The organism is Erythrobacter sp. SN6-5 (assembly GCF_057364945.1).
The window spans coordinates 1196511-1212067 of the sequence record NZ_CP200282.1; the positions used below are offsets into that span (position 1 = coordinate 1196511).

Here is a 15557-nt window from a genome sequence, read left to right on the forward strand (position 1 = left end):
AGTCAACGGACTTTGAAGTCGTTACCAGTGAAACTTGTGGCGACTCGACTCGGTTGCAGTAATCACTTCATAAATGTGTCACAGACGAATTGCTCCAATTTTACGGTGAACCGAAAATGGCAAATGCACTCGATTCGTCGCACAATGCACGCAATTCTGGGCAATTGAGCAAGTTTTCCCATGGTTTACGTTGGCACTTCAAACTTATCAAATATCCTTTACCATCATGGTTGCTGGATTGGTGGGGTCAAAGGCAGGATTCCCGACCCGTTGGCGAATAGCTAGGTTACTTGATTGGTTTGGAACTAAGTTCTGAACAGGAGGTCGCATGTCAAGTAAATTATATAACAAACATGGGCGAATTCTTCGTCGCATGAAGTTATTTGGTTCGATATCTACTGTAATTGGCGTCAGTTTTTCTCTGTTGAACGGGGCTGCGGTCGCCGCGAAAGAGCGTGCTCCGGAACCGATCGAGAATCCTGGTGAGTGCGAGGTGGATGCGCCCATTCGAGTGGCAAGCGTTGATTCGCTTCGACATTTTGAAGGTTTGCTCGGACATTGCCCTGAGACCTCAGTAATCGAGTCGCCAGCGTTCAAGGCAAATCGGCCTCGCGGAGTTGTTCGCAGCACGATGATCTCAGAAGAAGCCGAGCCGTTACGGCCTGATGGCGGTTATGATGGTGATCCAAGGTTTATTCTCGCGAAAAAAACGGACCCAAAGGTGAGCAAAGAGCCAAGTTTGGAAGCTGAGACCTTCAAACTTGGAGATGGATCAATTGTCGCAATTATCCCTCCTGAAAGCGCGCGCCGTCCCATCGAAGCTGAAGGTTTGAACGGGCTGGGGTTGATCAATGATCAGGACAGCGAAGCGGTCCTGGCACTCAGTCCGCAAAGCTACGGAACGCGTTTCGATGCGATCATTGGGGAAGCGGCCAGGGCGCACCGGGTTGATCCTTTGTTGCTTCACGCTGTTATCAAGCAAGAATCTAGATATCGGGACCGAGCAGTCAGCCATGCGGGCGCCAGAGGCCTGATGCAGGTCATGCCGGGTACGGGCCGCGATCTGGGAGTGAGAGATCCGCAGCATCTTTTTGATCCTACCACCAACATCAATGCCGGTGCGAAATTGCTTAGTCGATTGTGGCAAACGTTCGATGGAAATTTGGAGCTAGTGCTTGCCGCATACAACGCCGGTGAAGGCGCTGTTCGTAAGCATGGCATGAAGATCCCGCCCTATCGTGAAACTCAAGATTATGTTGCCAAGGTGAAGGCGAATTACGTCTCACTTGCTGACGAGAACGGGATTGCGGTGAACTTCTGATGGCGCTCAGCGCGAAGCTCAAAAATGCCGCATCGGCGGTTCCAACGGCCCAGCTGGTCGTGATCGGTGGGCTGGTAGCAATCTTCGCAATGTTCATTTTGCCAATGCCTCCAGCGATGCTGGATGTGTTCATTGCCTTCAACCTCACTGCCGCCGCTCTGCTTGTGATAGCTGTTATTGGCGTTCGCCACCCGCTCGAATTCTCTACTTTCCCATCTATCCTGTTGTTCACGACCGTTGCGCGGCTTGCGATTAGCGTGGCGACCACACGGATGATCTTGACCGAAATGGATGGCGGTCAAATCATCACTGAATTTGGCGAAACGGCAGCTGGCGGGAATATCATTGTCGGGCTCGTCGTCTTCCTGATCATCACAGTCGTGCAGTTTATCGTGATCTCGAAAGGCTCAGAGCGGGTCGCGGAGGTGTGCGCACGCTTCAGCCTAGATGCGATGCCGGGCAAGCAGCTTTCGATCGATAGCGACCTGCGGTCCGGGATGCTGACCAAAGATGAGGCGCGCAAGAAGCGTAGCGAATTGGAGCAGGAAAGCCGACTCTACGGTAGCCTCGATGGCGCCATGAAATTCGTAAAAGGCGATGCAATTGCCACAATCGTGATCGTGGTTATCAATCTTATCGGTGGCATCGCGGTTGGCTCACTGTACCATGGTCTCTCACTGGGTGAGGCCGCTGCAACGTTTTCCATTTTGACGGTTGGCGATGGGCTTGTTGCTCAAATCCCGGCGTTTTTATGCGCGCTTGCTGCCGGATTGCTGGTTACGCGTAGCAATGATCCAAGCACGAAACCTGACCTTGCACCTGCGATCTTCTCTGAAATCGGTGCACGCCCTGGTACACTCATTGCTGCAGGTGCGATCGCTCTGGCGCTCGGACTGATACCGGGTTTTCCTTGGGCGGTGTTCTGCGCTCTAGGACTTACGCTGATGTTGGTGGGCGCTTGGCGTGATCCAGTACTCGGGCGGAAAATGCGTGAATTCGCAGCGCGCGGGCAAGACGACGATGCGCCCATCGCGGAGGAAATCATCCTGAAGGCGCGCCCCGCTCCGCAGGTCGAGCCACTGGTTCTGTCGCTCCAATGGGGTGCAATGAGCGCTAGCAAAATGGCGCTTTTGACGAGTGAACTGGATGCGGCCAAAGACGATCTACAAATGGTGTCCGGCGTCGCCCTTCCGGCGCTACGAGTGCAGCGGATGGCGGATCATGCATCCGAAGGAAGTTGGGAGCTGCTCGCCTATGACGCTCCGCTTGGTGCAGCGTGCGAAAAGCCCGAGCAAATTCAGGAACGTCTGCCTGCATTTATGCGCGAGCTGCTCCGCCGCAATCTGACCCTGTTCCTCGGCCTGCAAGAGGTCACCGATCAGCTTGATGTTTTGGGCGAGACCCATCCAGAGGTGGTGAAAGAGGCGGTTCGCGCCGTGCCGATTCAGACCATCCTCGAGGTGCTGCGTATCCTGGCTGATGAGCAGGTGTCATTGCGCAATATGCGCGATTGCATCGCTGCGATCAGCGAGGCTTAGCCAAACCGAGCGTGAGGCGCATATGATTGCAGCGCGAGTCCGCATCGCTTTGAGGCGGAACATTGTTGCGCCGTTATGTGAGGATGGCCGTCTGAAAGTGATGATGATCGGTCCGCGCGCAGAAGATGCGATCCGAGCTACATTGACGAGCATTGATGGCCAGCCGCGCTTGGCTGTTGATCCTCTACGCATGCGTGATCTCGTGAAATTGATCGGGCAGGAAGTAGAGGCTGGGGGCGCCCGCGCCATCCTGACTGCGCAAGATTTGCGCTAAGCCATTGCGCCTCGTGTGTGCGGCCGATCTGTTTGATGTTCCAGTTTTGAGTTTCAACGAATTAAACCCCGCCGTCCCACTTGATGTGGTGCGGCAACTCGACATCGCTCCGGATTTGGTTGCCCACGCAGCCGAGCCGGACGAAATTTATGCGGAGGCTGCGGAGTGAACCCCCTAAACACCCGTTCGATTTTCCCTATTTTCAAGGGTGTTATGCGCAGGCCAATAATGGCTAAGCCTCAGCTTAGCAGCCTTGCTCTCCCCAGTGGGTGCAACCGCTGGGGAGGTGCCGTTTGAAGAGAGCCCGATATCGATCAGCGCGCGTGGTCAGGATGTGCGCGACTTTGTTGCAGATCTGTTTAGCGAAGCGGGCCTTCGCGCAAAGGTCAGCATGGGGGTGAAAGGCAAGGTTCAAGGGGTCTTCAAAGACGATCCGCTGACGATTTGGGGCACAATCTCGCGTGCTTATGGACTTGTTGTTTACTGGGATGGTTCGGTTGCCCGGGTTTACAGCAATGATGAGATTTCGAGCCGATCCATCCCTACATTTGCTGGCGAGAAGGTTCGAGATCAGGTCGAGTCGATGGGCCTTACGGATAAGGTCAACAAAGTTCAGACTAGGAACGGGATGGTTCTGGCAACAGGAGTGCCATCCTTTCTCGACAAGGTTGAGCATATGGCTGGCCAATTGCAAACCCAGGCCCTGTCCGCTCCCGCGCCTGTTGTTCCAGTTGCAAAGACACGGCCTCTTGTCGCCTCGCCTTTGCTCCGTGCGCCGCTTGCCCGCGCCAGCGTTCGTTCGGAAGTGATCCGGCATGCGGGTCTTCGCAGTCCGTTTGAAGTGCGCATTTTCTATCTGAAATATCGCAGTGCAGCCGACAGACCGGTGCGAAATTCTGACTTGCTGACGATTATTCCAGGGGTTGCGACTGTCCTTCAGGAGCAGATGGGTGATGGCTAAGCAAGTTGGCAATGTCACTTCGAACTCCACCAATGAATACACCACCACCGGGCTTCGTAGCCTACGCGACCGACCATTTGATGATCGAGATCGCGATTTCAGTCGCCGGGACGATGGTGACCAGCGAGAATTCGAACGTGACTTGAATGGACCGCGCATTTCCGCCGATTCAACAGTCAACGCTGTGATCGTGCGAGATCGCCCGGAAACCATGGGCGTCTATGAACAGCTGATCGCGAACCTCGATATTGAGCCGCTGATCGTTGAGACGCAGGTTACGATCCTAGAGCTCAATGTCACGAAACTTAAAGAGCTTGGCCTTGATTTCGGTTTCGGGATTGAGAGCCTTGGATTGCTGTTTGGCGGCGGTCCAAACTTCGGCCCGGGTGGGATCACTGGTGGCTATCTGAGCGGTGATGGAAAGCTGTTCATTGCTCGGGTGAAGGCGTTGGAGGAACGCGGTGCCGTTCGGGTTGTGACCCGGCAGTCACTCTCTTCATTGAACAATGAGGTAGCCTCCTTTGGAGACAGCACCCAGCAAGTGATCAAGCTGGAGGGTGAGCGCGAGGTTGATGCGGTTACGGTCGATTATGGTCTGACAATGAGGGTGCGACCATCTGCGATCGAAGATGGCGGTGAAATGCGGATCCGTATGCAGGTTGAGATCGACGATACCCAGCTCAACGGCATGGTCATCGACGGAGTGCCCGTGACCGGGGGTGCCAATTTGGCAACGCATATGATCGTGCGCCAGGGTGAGAGTGTGATGCTGGGCGGTATGACCCGGACAACGACGTATGATCGGAAGCGCAAAACCCCGGTTTTGGGCGACATCCCTGGACTTGGTCAGCTGTTTCGTAAGCGCCGCAAAGGCGAGGATCACTATGAACGCCTCTTCCTGCTGACGCCCAGGATCAGCAATCTCGGCACCTCTCAACTGTCCGCGAATGAGGTCGAGCCTTTGTCCATGGAGCAATTGCGCGGCGAAGAGCCGATCACTCCGAGACAACGCCGATGAACGCGCATTCGTCAGTTGCCGAGGTGCATGAGGCCGGTGAGAGCATAACGCTCACGCTACGGGTGCTGAACGGGCGCTCGCAAGGCGCAGAACACCGTCTGCCGCCTGGGCGTTCGCTGGCGATTGGTCACAGTTTTGAAAACGATATCGTCCTGCGTGACCGCTCGACCAAAGGCTGCGCGCTAAGGCTCGCAACCTGCGGAAAACGCCCAATGCTTGAAATCATCGCTGGTGAGGCAGTGGTGCTGGGCCGCGATATGGGGGCGGGCGAAAAACTGGTGCTGGAGCCCTATCTTCCGGTTCAGATTGGCGATCTGCAATTTGCGATCGGTGGCAATGATGAAGAGCGTTGGTCGGACGCGAGCGAAGCGGCCAGTGAGACCATGGTCGTCGCTTTGCAGGAAGCTGAAGCTCTGCCTGCGACAGATATGGGCGAGCGATTGGCGCTGCGCTCTCAGCCCGCTCGCACAAAGATTGCCGGGATCGAGTGGACCGCCGGAAAGCTGGGTCTGATCGGTGCAGCGCTGCTAGTCATTGCAGGCGGTGCGTTTTTTGGGAACACCGTGCTTAGCCCCGATGCCGATGATCCCACGGCCATTGAGCTTGCTCTGGTTGATCAGGGGTTTCGGGGCCTAGAGGTTGGACGCGCCGCGGACACAGGCGCGCTCGCGGTAACCGGCCTAGTGCCTAATGAGAGCGCTCTGCTTCAATTGCGCGAATGGGCGACGGCAGAGCATCCTTCTTTGTTCGTTGGAGTCGAGACGCTTTCGCAAGCAGCGGAAACCGCAACCGACCTGCTGTCCGCGCAGAAAATTGACGCACGCGCTTTGCCAGCAGGTGCAAGTGGTTTGATAATCGAAGGGCCGTTTCTGCCCAAGGACAAACAAGGCGAACTGACTGCTCTGGTTCAGAAAGACCTACCGCATGTCCGCTCGGTTGAGTTTCGATCAGACCCCAATCGCGGAGGCAGTGATCTCGCCTATTTCTTCAACGCACCGGGATATGGCGCGGCGAGCTTTGTGGCAGGTGACCCCGGCTATCTGGTGACCGAAGATGGGACGCGCTGGTTCGTTGGTGCGAGCCTGCCAACCGGCCACAAAATCGTTGAGATTGGCGACGGTCAGGTGACCGTAGAGCGTGAAGGGATGCGCGACACTCTAGTGATGTGAAACGAGAAAATTGAGCTGAGTACGAAAGGAAGTGACATGACAGATATTAGTGGAAGGGTATTGGCAAATTTAAGCTCCAGCCCATCAATGTTTACCAGCAACCGTAATCGCAGTTGGTTTGAAGCCTTTGCTGGGGCCTGGGGTTCTGCGCTCGACAATCAGGCATCAAAGATTGAGCAGCAAGCCAATGTGATTAGCGGTGAAGAAGGGGCCGACAGCCCGTCTGAAATCACCAAGCTAACGGCGGAATCTATGCGCATGAGCTTTATGGCCCAGAGCAGCCACACTTCGCTCGACAGCGTTTCGAAAGCGCTTGAGACGATGGCTCGGAAGAACTGATCCATGAGTATCGAGCTACTCACGGCGGCCATGCTTCCCGGCGGGGTGCAGCAGTCCAGCGGAGGGGCAGACCGCACCATTTCGCTCGGCCCGTCGGCTTCTGCCCAAGGGGCGCAAGGCACAGAAGCCGCACGCTTTGCGCAAGCGATCGACAAGGCCTCCAGCGCGAGCGGGGTCAATCGAGCCGATCTTCCCGCTCCGCTTGGCAACATGCTGCGCGCGCTTGACGGGATCGATGTGCAAGCGCGCTCAGTGACGGATTTCGCGCAGTCAGCACAGGCCAGCAATGGCGAGCTGACACCGGGCGAGATCGTGCAGCTGACGATGAAGTGTCAGGAGTTTATGTTCCAGTGTCAGCTGACCTCGAACATTGCCAATCGCAGCGCAGACGGGCTGCAACAATTGTTCCGGCAACAGGGGTAAGGTGACTATGGGCAGCGGACAGGTTGGATCAATTGGCTCAGGTCTGCAGCGAGGTCTACGTGGCTTGGCTGCGCTGGTTTTGATGGTCGCCGTGGCGGCTTGCAGCGGGCAGGAATTGTACCGCGATGTGGCTGAGCGGGAAGCCAATGAGATGGTCGCCGTGTTGGAACGAGCAGGCATCGAGAGCGGTAAGAGCCCGGGTGAAAAGGGCGTCTTCACCGTCACCGTCGCCCAAGGGGATTTTGCGCGCTCGGTAGAGGTTCTGCGGCAAAATGGCCTGCCGCGTGATCAATATGAATCGCTGGGCACGGTGTTCAAAAAGGAGGGTTTCACCTCGTCCTCTTTGGCTGAACGCGCCCGATTGGTTTATGGTCTGAGCCAAGAGTTATCCCATACGATCAGCGAATTTGACGGGGTGGTTGAGGCCCGTGTCCACCTCGCTTTGCCTGAGGCAGATGTGCTGACCGGAGTTGCCAATCCTCCCTCGGCATCGGTTTTTGTGAAGTATCGCGAAGGCTTTGATCTCAGAGCGCAGACCGCCGCGATCAAGGCTCTGGTTACCAACAGCATTGAAGGGCTGGAGTACGAAAAAGTCAGCGTCGCAATGACTGAGGCGAAACCGTTGCCTGTGGTGACGTCGAATGCGCCAACTTACCAGCTCAGCGAAATTCTGGTCACGCTGGCTGCTGTTTTGGGCGTCGGTCTGCTCGGGCTTTGCGCATTGCAATTGTGGCGCGGTCGCCGCCGTCGATCAAAATCCAGAGCTCCGGTCGAACAGTCAATTGGGATGAGCCATGGCGGTTGAGGCGCTAATAAGCGAAGGATTGCCAGCGCGCGCGCAGCGATTTGCCGCCCGGCTGCGCGGAGAGAGCCTGCCCACATTTAGCGATCTGGTCGATCCACCCGCTTGGAGCGTCGCGGAGCAAGAACGCCATAGTGAATTGGTTGTGACTATTGGCTTGCTTCATGCACGCCCGGCGATTGATGCGGAGCTCAATGGTGCCCGGCTTGCGGCCTTGGCTGCGTTCGTCGGGGAAGATCGTTTCGATGCGATCTGCGATGCCGATACAGATCAGCTTAGAGCAGAATTTCTCACCGACGATCTGCCAACGCCTGTCGAGCTGGTGGAACAAGGTGAGGCGCTGGTCGAAAGGGTCCAGCGGCACCGCGAGTTCGCGCCATTGGCTGAGCTTGCAGCAGAAGTCTTGGCGCAGGCGCAAACACCTGAGATGGAGCCGGCGGAATGAGCGAATTCGTTATGTGCGGCGATGTCTTGGTCCGGCCGTCCTCTTCTCGGATTGCCAAAGACAATGTGAGTGATTTTCGTGAGAGCGCAGCGCTGCTCGCCGAGGCAAAGGCGATAGCTGATCAAGCTCGGACCGACGCAGCCGCGGTGCGGGCGGAGGGCTATGCTGCGGGCCGCGAAGAGGCGCTGGCAGAAATGCGCGATGCGCTCGCCAAATGCACGGTGCAACTGCATGAAGATATGGCCCGCGAAGATAATCGGCGTGAGCGCGCTGCGGCTATCGCGGCGATGGAAGCGGTTGAGCATTTGATTGGATCACGCGAAGAGGCATCGGTCGTTACGGGATTGGTCGAGCAAACCCTTAGTCGCTCAGGCGCCAAAGCCTCGCGGATCGTAGTTGCTCAGCAATGGGTCGAGGCGGTTCGCGGCCAATTGCCGGAAAGCAGCGCGCGATTGGTCGAGGGTGACCCACAACTGCAAGATATGGGTTGCCGAATTGAGGCTGGCGGCGGGCGGATTATCGCTGATCTTGAGATGCAAATGGCGGCCCTGCGAACGCGCTGGGACGTGGGTGCGGCCGACCTCAATGGCTAACTCCGGCGTCTCCTCTCTGCTCGATAGTCTACGTTCGCCGCTGTATGAGCAGCGCGGTCGGCTGGTCGGTGCGGTGGGTACAACACTTAGGGTGCGAGGCGCGCGCGGCCGCATCGGCGATGTCATGGAGATCGCGACAACCGAAGGTGAAGAGGCGCTGCGCGCAGAAATTGTCGGATTTGATGGGGACATGATGCTGCTGACACCGCTTGGCGAATTGCGTGGATTATACGCTGATGCCGAAGTGATTTTGCGCGAAATGGCCGACCGTGTGCTTAGCCAATGACAGCCTGTTGGGCCGCGTCCTGGATGCGGAAGGTGCGCCCATCGATGGCGCAGGGCCAATCGCTCCGTCGCCTGACCGCCCGCTGGTTGCGCTTCCGCCCGCGCCTATGGAACGCCCTCCCATTGATATGGCGCTGGAAAGCGGGGTTCGCGCTGTCGATGGCTTGCTCACGCTCGGCATCGGTCAGCGCATGGGAATTTTCGCGGCTGCTGGTGGTGGGAAGTCGACGCTGCTCGCAATGTTGGCTCGCCGAGCAAAGGCCGATGCGATTGTAATCGGCCTAATCGGAGAGCGCGGCCGCGAGGTGCGCGAATTTATTGCTGATACGCTGGGTGATGAGGGGTTGGCGCGTTCCGTTGTCGTGGTCGCCACGTCAGATCGCCCGGCAATGGAGCGCGTCCGTGCTGCGCGCGCGGCAACCGCGATTGCGGAAGGTTTTAGAGCGCAGGGCAAACATGTTTTGCTGCTAATGGATAGCGTGACCCGCTATGCTCGCGCACTGCGAGAGATCGGCTTGGCTGCCGGTGAACCTGCCGTTAGGCGCGGCCTGCCGCCTTCGGTGTTTGCTGAGCTTCCGCGACTGTTTGAGCGTGCGGGGACGGATGGCGAGGGTGCGATCACCGCGCTCTACACCGTGTTGACCGAGGGCGAGGAGGAAGACCCGGTTGGCGAAGAGGTCCGCTCTTTGCTTGATGGTCATATTCACTTGTCGCGCAAGTTGGCTGCGCGCGGCCATTTCCCCGCTATAGATATCGCCACGAGCCAGTCTCGGTTGTTCCGCAAGCTGTCTGGGCCAGGCCAAATTGCCTCCGCAGAAGCTGTGAGGGCGATGCTCGCCAAACTATCCGAGATCGAATTGCTGCTGCAAATGGGCGAGTATCAATCCGGGCAGGACCCACTCGCTGATGCGGCGCTAGAACAGCGCGATGCGATCGAGGCGTTTTTGTGCCAGCGTTCTGAAGATGCCAGCGATCAAGCGACCACGCTCGCCCGGCTGCGAGCGATTGGAGAGGCGATCCTATGAACCAGCAATTGCAGCAAGCAAACCGGATTGCGCAGTTGAGAGAGCGGCGCGCGCAGCGGGTTCGGCGCGAGGCCAAGGCTGCTGAGCTAACGAGCGCAGCCGCCGCACAGCAGGCGCATGATGTTTATAGATTGGAGCTCGAACAGCGCGAAGAAGCGGAGTTTATGCTGCGCTCTAATCCTGCCGACCCTCAGGCATTGCTATGGCGCCGCGTATCTGATGAAAAATGCGAAAACGCCAGCATGCTGCGCGCCGATGCTTATGATGCGTTGAGCGAGGCACGTGAGCATTTGCTTGTTGCCCGCACTGAGCATGAACGCGCTGCAGAACGGGCTGATCTGATCACTGAAAAAGCTATGGCTGAACGAAAAGCAGAAGCCTTACGGCGTGAGATCATTGCCGACGAAGCAGCGGAGGAATGCCGCCAATGACCCAGGCTCCCCGTGCAGCAAATGATTCCAGTGTCGCGCGCGCTCCGCGCCGGGCACCGGAGGCATCCAAGAGCAATGAGCCGCCGCGCTTAGCAAGCGGAGGTCAGAACGCTGAGCGAGCGATTCTCAGCAAAGGTAGAAAGAGGGGGCGATGACGCTGGCCGTTCTTCTGAGCAAAGCACAGATAGGGCAGGGCAGAACTCTTCCGTACGATCACGATCAGGTGACTTCGACAGTCTGTCAGGCGAGAGCGGCCATCAAAGCGAAGGGGAATTGTCGCGCGCTGATATGACTCGCATTATGGCTGGCAAAGACCCGCAAGCGATAGCGGCCCAGTCCGCGCTTTCACCTACTGACAAGGCCATGTTTGACCGGATGGCCGCGCAGATCGCGGAAAGCTGGCCAAACGCGTCTCAGCCGTCGGCAGAAATTGAGTTTCCACCCGGCTTCTTGGCACAAGGTGCGCATTTGCAAAGGCAAGCGGATGGTGGGATCGCCATTCGAATTGCAGGCCTCGATCCGAAATTGAATGCATTGCGGGCAGGATATGCGCAATTGGCTTTGCTGCATGGCTTGAGCTTAGCGCCGCCTGGACATTGCTTCTTTGCAGTTTGAGCGGGCCAGCAAGAGTGCCGACAACGCTCAGCCGGGACGGCTCTCTGATATACCCAGAGCGGTCTGATCAATCTGATTGAACGCTCGCTCAATCGTTTCGCCATCAGAAGGCTGTTCGTGCGCAGCAATCACGCGCGCAATAGTGTCTAGCGAGGCGGCTTCTGGTCGGGCCGCGAGCAAGCAAGCGCTTTCTTGCGCGAATGCTCCGAGGCTGCGTGCCAATCGGCCTTCGTCGGTTGGTCTGGCTTGCAGGTCACTGGCGAGTTCGCGGGCAACCGTGCGGATCTCGTAGAGATCTTCGCCATCGCGCAGCGGAGTCTCGTCTTGATAATCACGCTCATCTTCGGACATTCGAAATTCGCGAACCACGCGGCCTGCAATTTGCTTTGCTAACTTTCTTAGAGCGCCGCCAGTGCGACCTCCGGTTTTGCCAGAGCCAGCAGAAATGGCTGATACTGCGCTTACTCCGGTCGGGCGGATTGAGTTTACCATCTCCGGCCCTCCCTATTTCTGCGCACGATCGGCCAACCGCATAGATGCCATTGCCTGCTCGGTTGCAACAAAACCAGCCTCTTTCATCGCTGCATTGGGCCAATCACTGTGAAGGAACCCCTTGATGACCTCAGCTGGGGCAGGTGGCGGCCAAATCGGGCTGCGAGCTTGCACCATTTCGAGCAGCTTTAGTCGTTGCGGCTCATCACTGCTTTGCTCAGCCGGTTTGGTCAGCATCGCCGCTGGCAGAGCGCCTTTATTGCCCACTTGCCATGGGTTTGCGCCCGCCTTGAGCAGAACTTCCGCTGATCGAAAGTCCTGAAACATCAATGCTAGCTCAAGCGGGCTAGCGCCCAGTTCATCGGGGCGGTTCACATCCGCCCCTGCGCGCAGCAGCAGGTCAACCGCATCGGGCCTCTCAAAATAGAGGATTTCCTTCAGCGGCGTTGACCGGCCTGGTGTCTGGGCATCGGGCGAAGCGCCCGCTTGCAGTAGCATTGTCGCCATTAGCGGATCGTCAGCGAGCAACGCGTAAGTGAGCGCTAGGCTAGGCTGGTATGCCATCGGGATCGGCGCCAAGCTCTAGCAAAGCGCCCAGCATGCGGGGATCGCAATTGCCAATCGCGAAGCTGAGCAAGCCGCCGCTGTTGCCGCTGGCTGCGCGTTCATTTTCGCGCAGAACGCGGTGGGTGGATAGCAGCCGAGGGTTGGCGCGCACCATCTCTTCTACACGGCTAATATCGCCGTCCATCACCGCGTCAAACAGCTGTCTACCTTCTTCACCATTACTGAGGTGGGCGCGCACTTTTTGACGATCAGGAAGCTTAGGCTGCGACCGCGTGTAACAGGATGAGGTTTCGCTCAATGCAGAGCAGCTCCCAGAAAGACCAGCGAGTGCCAGAATAGCAGGTGATAAGGCTAGCGCATAGCGCATCGTAGATACCAGCCTATAGGCAAGCTAAGGTCGCGCGCCAAGTCAACCTCCTGGCAGACTGGCATTCACATAGCTCATGAAATGACGGTTCACCGCGTGGTCTTGATACCACTTCATGCCCTCAGGGCGGACGGGATCAAGCTCAATGCGCGTGCCGATCGCTTCTGGCATGTCGACAACGCTAGCGCCAAGCACGCCGCCCAGGATTGCGCCGATCATGCGGTCACCGCCATCTTGCAAAGTCGATAGGATCTCGCCGCGCACATAGAAAGCGCTAATATCAGGGACGTCCAACCGCCCGTCTTTTGCCGCTATGTTCCGAGCCTCGGTAAGGGTCGGTTCTGAGAGGCCAGCGGCGTTGAATGTTGTCGCATCAAGTTCTGCAGCGGTCGCTGCAGCCGAGGCCAATCCGCCGCCAAGCGAATGGCCAGTGAGCGTTACTCTTGCGCCCTCTGGCACGGTCAGCCGCTCGCCGATTTCCAAGGCGCGGTTGTAATAATCGGTTCGCAGGCCCAGTCCTTGGCCAAAATTGCCGCGCCAATCAGCGGCGCTTTGTGTGCCTTTGAAGGCGACCACATAGCTTGTTTGTCCGGCGATTTCTCGGGTGTAGACCTCGGCTTGAAAATCGGTTGTGGGCGAGGAAAGCATAGACTCGCTTAGCCCAATCTCAATGACCTGCGCACCTGAAGCGAGATCCCAACCAGGGGGTGGTGCGGTGCCAGGCGTGTAGACGTCGGTCGCCATCGCGGCGAGTTCGCGGGTGGTTGGCGGCGGCGGAGCGCCTGCAGCGAACACGTCAGCCAAGCCCGGCCTGACCCGCTGCAATTTGATCCGGCGCGGACTGTGTGCGATTGAATTGCACCGCATTGCTTGGCCCGCCGGTCGTTATTGTATTGCGAGCCGCCTCAATTCGCGCGTCACTGGCTGCCGCTAGCGGAGAGGTTTGGACGCCAACACCGATCTCACTGCGTCTGTCGGCAGCAAAATCATTTATGCGATTGGTTTCCATTGCCCGCTCCGTCTCGCCGTTTGGCGCTCCTGCATATCTGACTGCTAATGCCAAATATGGCGGTGAGCGTCTCTATACGTTTCGTATAGACGGCGCCGAGGACGGCGTACGAAGGCTCCGGCCTAGAACCGTTCCCACATCGACTCGAGTAGATTGTCATTCAAATCGAGCGCCTCGAGACGCGGGAAGTCGCTGCTCGCTGAACAACCTTCGATCCTCGCTGCGCCTTCTTCGCGCACCTGAGTGCTTTGCCCTGCGAAACCGAGCAGCGGTTCCTGCATGATCGGCGCAGCTCTTCGGCGGCGCGGTTTGCGGGCGAAGTTTAGGGTGCCATCAGCGTCGTCATAAGCCAGTCCGTCGACCTCGAAATAGCATCCGCCAACCGCCACTCCTTTGGCGCTGGCCCAGCCTGATCCATCGGTTTTCACAATTACAGCTGCCACGGCGGAATCGAGCAGGATCGGCAAGATCCGGCCATATAGGCCTGGTTGACCTTCTGCCGTTGGATAGGCTGCTTCGCTGGATACGAACAATCGATAGCCTGAGCCTGACATCCAGGACGGTGCACCGGTGCCAGAGCGCAGATCCGTTTGCCGCGCTTCATAGGCGGCGATAACGCAGCTAACCTTTTGGTCTTCGGTTTCCAGATTTGTGCAGCCGTCACGGCTCGCCGCCCAAGCCGCCCGGCGAGATGCGTACCCTTTCTTGGCGGTGCTTTGACGCTCCAGCTCCATTACTGAGCTTAGCAATGCGCGCGTGCTGCTGCCCGGAACATCGCATGCCAATTGCAAGGCGGGAACCAGCCGAGCATTGCCGCATGGGTCCGTGTCGCTGGCCTCTTCACTTGAGTCCTTGACCAGCTGGTCTACCTCTCCGGGAAACAGCATTATCGCGCGGCGGGGTGAGCGAAGGACAACCGGGCCAACCAGACGAGCGCCCTTCAAGCTTGGAAGGTGATCCAGCGCTAACTCAGTCTGATCGATTTGCGCTCCGCTAAGGTCAATGTCCGGCCAAAAGAAGCCGTAGAAACTGGCGCGGCGCAGATTGGCGTTCTTGAGTGATATGCCTTCACGTTCGGTCGGGCAGCCATCGGCCGCACCGCTGCCGCAAGCAATACGGAAATTGGTGAGGTTGGCGCCTGATAGATCAAGGTTGCGCATCGAACCGCTCCAGCCGCCATCAAGACGGCCGTTTTGCCAATCGGCTTGCCGTGCGTCGACTTGAGCCAGCTTGGCATCGCGCATCAAGACATAGGGCAGCTTCGCCCCTGCCATCATCGCGCCGGACAGATCGACATTAACAAAGCCAAGGCCCGATCCGGAAAAGCCCGTCCAATCGGTCTGGCTGAAATCTGTGCCGAAGAAGCACATATTATAGAGCCGCGCCTTCTTCATTTCGGCGCCAACGAACGAGCCGCCCTTGATATAGATCGTTCCCGCGCGCGTTTTCTTACGGATCTTGGTTAGATCCCGGACGCGCTTCATGCCGGTCGCGTCAATCGCAAAGCCTGGCTCGTTGGTGCCAATTGGTGGAGCATTGGCCAGACAGGAATCTTCCGGCACATCCACCTGTTCAAATAAATTGTCGCCGAGCCGCTTCCCGGTGACGATAATCGCGCCGGTGTCGCGCGCGAAGTCGTCCCCCAGAATGCTTTCCTCTACCTCTGTTTCGGAGGTCTGGGCCGACGCTACGCTCATGCCAAACGCGTTTGAGAGACCGATTGCACAGGTCAGTCCGGTGATAACGCTTAGCAGCTTGCCCATGTTTGCCCCTGATTTGGCGATTTTGCCTGAATTATCATTCAACTAGTCAATCGCGATTGGCCGATATCTGGCGGTGAATGACAAGCAGATGGCGACCAGCTGTTACGTAGCTGCGTCAGA

Annotated in this window: 22 protein-coding genes; 16 read left to right on the forward strand and 6 right to left on the reverse strand. The window is 57.7% G+C overall.

The window, feature by feature from the left end:
* Positions 1-328 precede the first annotated feature (328 nt).
* The 16 genes from AC0V6Z_RS05945 (at position 329) to AC0V6Z_RS06020 (ending at position 11239) form a co-directional block, all read left to right on the forward strand.
* Complete coding sequence (locus AC0V6Z_RS05945; protein WP_486176440.1) at positions 329-1321, forward strand: lytic transglycosylase domain-containing protein; 993 nt, start codon at positions 329-331, stop codon at positions 1319-1321.
* Entirely contained in the window at positions 1321-2859 is a 1539-nt protein-coding gene (locus tag AC0V6Z_RS05950) for an FHIPEP family type III secretion protein (protein ID WP_472640437.1), read from the forward strand. Before AC0V6Z_RS05945 ends, AC0V6Z_RS05950 begins: the two co-directional genes overlap by 1 nt.
* A 22-nt stretch (positions 2860-2881) precedes the next feature.
* Positions 2882-3133 carry a hypothetical protein gene (locus AC0V6Z_RS05955; RefSeq protein WP_472640438.1) on the forward strand — a complete coding sequence of 84 codons (252 nt, stop codon included), beginning with the start codon at positions 2882-2884 and terminating at the stop codon, positions 3131-3133.
* 13 nt (positions 3134-3146) lie between these two features.
* Complete coding sequence (locus AC0V6Z_RS05960) at positions 3147-3302, forward strand: hypothetical protein (RefSeq protein WP_486176441.1); 156 nt, start codon at positions 3147-3149, stop codon at positions 3300-3302.
* Between the two features lie 96 nt (positions 3303-3398).
* The gene (locus AC0V6Z_RS05965) at positions 3399-4094 is read left to right on the forward strand and encodes a hypothetical protein (protein WP_486176442.1); all 696 of its coding nucleotides are present in this window, start codon (positions 3399-3401) and stop codon (positions 4092-4094) included.
* Positions 4087-5112, forward strand: coding sequence for a hypothetical protein (locus AC0V6Z_RS05970; RefSeq protein WP_472640440.1), 1026 nt, complete (start codon positions 4087-4089; stop codon positions 5110-5112). Before AC0V6Z_RS05965 ends, AC0V6Z_RS05970 begins: the two co-directional genes overlap by 8 nt.
* Entirely contained in the window at positions 5109-6281 is a 1173-nt protein-coding gene (locus AC0V6Z_RS05975) for a SctD/MshK family protein (protein ID WP_472640441.1), read from the forward strand. The genes AC0V6Z_RS05970 and AC0V6Z_RS05975 overlap by 4 nt, the downstream gene beginning before the upstream one ends.
* Before the next feature lie 36 nt (positions 6282-6317).
* A complete protein-coding gene (locus AC0V6Z_RS05980) occupies positions 6318-6620 on the forward strand; it encodes a hypothetical protein (protein ID WP_472640442.1) in 303 nt (100 codons plus the stop codon).
* Positions 6621-6623: 3 nt separating this feature from the next.
* Positions 6624-7043: a hypothetical protein gene (locus tag AC0V6Z_RS05985; RefSeq protein WP_472640443.1), complete on the forward strand. Its 420-nt coding sequence runs from the start codon at positions 6624-6626 to the stop codon at positions 7041-7043.
* A gap of 7 nt (positions 7044-7050) precedes the next feature.
* Positions 7051-7848, forward strand: a complete 798-nt coding sequence (gene sctJ, locus AC0V6Z_RS05990) for a type III secretion system inner membrane ring lipoprotein SctJ (RefSeq protein WP_472640444.1) — start codon at positions 7051-7053, stop codon at positions 7846-7848.
* Complete coding sequence (locus AC0V6Z_RS05995) at positions 7838-8290, forward strand: hypothetical protein (protein ID WP_472640445.1); 453 nt, start codon at positions 7838-7840, stop codon at positions 8288-8290. The genes sctJ and AC0V6Z_RS05995 overlap by 11 nt, the downstream gene beginning before the upstream one ends.
* A complete protein-coding gene (locus AC0V6Z_RS06000; protein ID WP_472640446.1) occupies positions 8287-8883 on the forward strand; it encodes a FliH/SctL family protein in 597 nt (198 codons plus the stop codon). Before AC0V6Z_RS05995 ends, AC0V6Z_RS06000 begins: the two co-directional genes overlap by 4 nt.
* Positions 8876-9169 carry a hypothetical protein gene (locus tag AC0V6Z_RS06005; protein ID WP_472640447.1) on the forward strand — a complete coding sequence of 98 codons (294 nt, stop codon included), beginning with the start codon at positions 8876-8878 and terminating at the stop codon, positions 9167-9169. The genes AC0V6Z_RS06000 and AC0V6Z_RS06005 overlap by 8 nt, the downstream gene beginning before the upstream one ends.
* A 7-nt stretch (positions 9170-9176) precedes the next feature.
* A complete protein-coding gene (locus tag AC0V6Z_RS06010) occupies positions 9177-10193 on the forward strand; it encodes a FliI/YscN family ATPase (RefSeq protein ID WP_486176443.1) in 1017 nt (338 codons plus the stop codon).
* Positions 10190-10624: a hypothetical protein gene (locus tag AC0V6Z_RS06015; protein WP_472640449.1), complete on the forward strand. Its 435-nt coding sequence runs from the start codon at positions 10190-10192 to the stop codon at positions 10622-10624. Before AC0V6Z_RS06010 ends, AC0V6Z_RS06015 begins: the two co-directional genes overlap by 4 nt.
* Positions 10625-10924: 300 nt before the next feature.
* Positions 10925-11239, forward strand: a complete 315-nt coding sequence (locus AC0V6Z_RS06020) for a hypothetical protein (RefSeq protein ID WP_486176444.1) — start codon at positions 10925-10927, stop codon at positions 11237-11239.
* 27 nt (positions 11240-11266) lie between these two features.
* On the opposite strand, the gene AC0V6Z_RS06025 is transcribed toward AC0V6Z_RS06020, so the two are convergent.
* The 6 genes from AC0V6Z_RS06025 to AC0V6Z_RS06050 form a co-directional block, all read right to left on the reverse strand.
* Positions 11267-11731 (reverse strand): hypothetical protein, encoded by a 465-nt coding sequence (locus tag AC0V6Z_RS06025; RefSeq protein WP_472640451.1) that lies wholly within the window; start codon positions 11729-11731, stop codon positions 11267-11269.
* 12 nt (positions 11732-11743) lie between these two features.
* The gene (locus AC0V6Z_RS06030) at positions 11744-12295 is read right to left on the reverse strand and encodes an ankyrin repeat domain-containing protein (protein WP_472640452.1); all 552 of its coding nucleotides are present in this window, start codon (positions 12293-12295) and stop codon (positions 11744-11746) included.
* Positions 12279-12596 (reverse strand): ankyrin repeat domain-containing protein, encoded by a 318-nt coding sequence (locus AC0V6Z_RS06035; protein WP_472640453.1) that lies wholly within the window; start codon positions 12594-12596, stop codon positions 12279-12281. The genes AC0V6Z_RS06030 and AC0V6Z_RS06035 overlap by 17 nt, the downstream gene beginning before the upstream one ends.
* A gap of 111 nt (positions 12597-12707) precedes the next feature.
* Positions 12708-13460: a Tle-like phospholipase domain-containing protein gene (locus AC0V6Z_RS06040; protein ID WP_472640858.1), complete on the reverse strand. Its 753-nt coding sequence runs from the start codon at positions 13458-13460 to the stop codon at positions 12708-12710.
* Between the two features lies 1 nt (position 13461).
* Positions 13462-13674 carry a hypothetical protein gene (locus AC0V6Z_RS06045; RefSeq protein ID WP_472640454.1) on the reverse strand — a complete coding sequence of 71 codons (213 nt, stop codon included), beginning with the start codon at positions 13672-13674 and terminating at the stop codon, positions 13462-13464.
* Positions 13675-13796: 122 nt separating this feature from the next.
* Positions 13797-15437, reverse strand: a complete 1641-nt coding sequence (locus tag AC0V6Z_RS06050; protein ID WP_472640455.1) for a pentapeptide repeat-containing protein — start codon at positions 15435-15437, stop codon at positions 13797-13799.
* Positions 15438-15557 lie beyond the last annotated feature (120 nt).